The 3,043-nt window shown below is 36.8% G+C and carries 2 protein-coding genes; both read right to left on the reverse strand.

Annotated elements, in window-relative coordinates; genetic code table 11:
- Positions 1-295: 295 nt before the first annotated feature.
- Complete coding sequence (locus KHA98_RS22710) at positions 296-634, reverse strand: hypothetical protein (RefSeq protein ID WP_213260280.1); 339 nt, start codon at positions 632-634, stop codon at positions 296-298.
- A 2-nt stretch (positions 635-636) separates the two neighbouring features.
- Positions 637-3,043: RHS repeat domain-containing protein (locus tag KHA98_RS22715; RefSeq protein ID WP_213260281.1), on the reverse strand; the 2,407-nt coding region annotated here is incomplete at its 5' end.

The following is a 3,043-nucleotide window of genomic DNA, read 5'->3' on the forward strand; positions in this document are numbered from 1 at the left end:
ATTCTTTTACGACCTTCCTTTTAAAGACCTCACTGAAAGTTTGGGGAGGCAATGGATTTTTAGAATGTTTTCTTTCTGTTGACATAATTACATCTATTATAGTCAACTTTTTTCAGGACGAGACAAACATAAAAAACCCGCCTATTGGCGGGGGGGCTTTTTTTATATCCTTTGTCGATTTACTTTGAGGGCACGGAAAGAATTTCCGCGCTATCGATGCGTATATCCGAGCGATCGGGTTTATTAAGAGCATAGGTATAAGGAGAAAAGCGTCTGGATACATTACCAACATTAATCATTCTTTTCTTAAATAAAACTTTGAATTGACAATTCCCATTCTTATAGGATAAAGCCTATTGCCATTAATTTTGAATATTAAAGTATCAGGAGGGAATCCAAATTTTGTTGAGTCTAAATAACAAATTACCTTTTTATCCTTTACTATAAATTTACCATTCGCAGAATTACTTATCGTATGTATCTCTGTTTTTTCAACAGTATTATCAGAGTTCAAAGTTATTTGAAAAAATGCACTTTTATCTTTTGAATAATTAGTGTTATACTTCCCATAGATATTTTTATTACAAGAAGCAAATAGTGTTAAAATTCCTGTAAATAGAATTATTTTTTTCATACCTATTGTGGTTTATATGTTGTAGTTCCAATTCTAAAAGCAGCATTATATCTATTAGCAAATGATTGTGGATCTTGTTTTATACCGGCCGCATTTGGGTGATTAACAGCATTAATAGGACCTGTTGGAATCTTGTTGCTATATATTCCTTTTGCCAAAACATCAGATACAGAATTTATATTTTCTCTTTGTCCAAATAATGCCCCTCTTTGATAGGCTTGAACTTCATCTGATAAATCATAAAATAAAAGATTATTTCCTTTTAGACTTATGCCTCCATTATTTTTAGTTAATCCTAATGTGGATTCTCCTGTTTCAAATTGATACATATGCTTTAATTCATGGGAAAAAAGCCCTAAATCTGTACCTGATGAAACTGTTAGCTGAACTCTGTTATTATCGCTATTAAAGGTTGTTTGGTTGGTAGTTGTACTATTGCCTAATACGTCTCGTTCCGTACCTCCATTATTGGTTACAACATCGTAAACTTGTGAGGAAGCTTTTAATGTTTCAGTTTCTCCTCTTGTAGTTTCAAGTTCTGCATTATTGGCTGTAAGTGAGTTAATATTTCTATTCCATCTTGCTATCTGTCTGTCACTACCACCTTCCGAAATTTTAGCTTTATAGTCAGCAATACTTCTATTGTTTTTTTCTTGTCTAGAGTTAATATCAGCAATTAATCTATTTACCCATTTCAAAGCATTTTCTGTAAATTCATTACCATCAACATCTAAATATAATATTGGGTTGTTTCCTGCATAGTGATATGAGGATAATGAAACATATTTTTCTGATTTATTATCAATATTCATCCAACGTCCAAGAGCAGGGTCATAATTTCTCGCTCCATAATCATATAGATTTAGCTGATTTCCGCCAATATTCTCGTCTTGCAACTCTTTTCCGTTGTACTTATACTTATTCTCCGTCCCAATTTTCACGTTATTATAACCTTCCTGTTTCAGACCAAAAGGATAATAATTACTTTCTTCCTTTATGGCCAGGGTCTTGTCGTAGCTAAGACGAATATTGCCCAGATGATCCTTGTATTGGTAGATGTAATTGTAAGAGCTTCCTGCAGGTTCTATATATCCTTCGGCCATTGGAAGAAATTTCAGTGTACTTGTACCGCTGATGGTTTCATACTGATACCCTTGCAGATAATCTGTTGTTACTACTGGAGCTCCGGATCTGTTTACTGTTTTTTGTACTTTTTGTCCTGCCGCATTATAAAGGTAGACAATATTTCCTGTAGCGGCAAAGGTTATTTTTGTTGGCAGGTTTAATTGGTTATAAACAATCTGAGTGATGTTTTTGTTGTTGTCTTTGATCATATTACCGTTTAGGTCGTAATCAAAATCATCTGCAGCATTTGATGCGCTGTCTTTAAACTCATTCAAAAAGCTTGCGTTATTGGCAACTGCATCTGTGACTTTCATCAACTGATTGCTGTTATTGCTGTCCTTATAAGCATAGGTCAGATTATCTATTTGAGTTTGGGAATTATCATTAGTACTTCCGTTACGTGTCAGATTGATAATATTTCCATTTTTATCATAAGTCATGCTCTCGTTGTAGTTGTTTAAAACACCACCTTTTTTATAAACAGCATCCTTTAATCGGTTTAATTTATCATAGCGGTAGCCGTAAGCCCTCAGAGTTCCATTATCGGAGTTGGTTGCCCACTGGGTCTCTGCAATGTTTCCGTTGTATAAGGGATCCGCTCCGCTGATACCCTGGTTCGGGGTATTGTAATTGATCTTAAAGGCAAACAAATCTTTTGGGTCTCCTGCTTTTGAAAGCCCGGCAACATCATTGATGCCTGTAAGCCAGCCTCGGACATTATAGGTGTAATTGATGTTTTGACTGTTATTACCCACTTTTTTGGAAATAAGCTGCCCGAGTTCATCATAGGTATTGCTAAGCACAAGTTCCGGGGCTGCAGTGCCTATTTGATGGGTCTGGGTAAGGAGTCTGTCCTGGGCAGAATAAGTGAAAACTTCGGTTGTTTTGATCTCGGCTCCGCCCTGAAGCCTGCTATGAGTGGTGATACTGGAGTTGAGTTGTCCTGAGAAAGCATCGAGTTTACTGTCTGTACAGGTGTAACCACCCAGGAAATTTTTGGTGTAAGAGCGAACAGGCCTTGCTTTGGCATCATAAAGGGTATAGGTGTGTTCGTATCGATAAGCAGTACTGGCCTCGGCAACCCTGTTCCAGTTTCCTGTTGCAAGACCGATTGGTTTTGTAGTGGTATTGTAATAAACTGGCTGGGTTCCGTTTGATACGGCAGATGGAATCACCGGGGCATCAGGAAAATTATAATCGTCATAATAGTTTACACTCAGCACATGATAATCAGATATTGGCCATGCCAGGGTGCTGTACCTGAAAGCAACCCCGTTTATGGTT

Source organism: Flavobacterium branchiicola, assembly GCF_018383905.1.
Taxonomy (GTDB): Bacteria; Bacteroidota; Bacteroidia; order Flavobacteriales; family Flavobacteriaceae; genus Flavobacterium; species Flavobacterium branchiicola.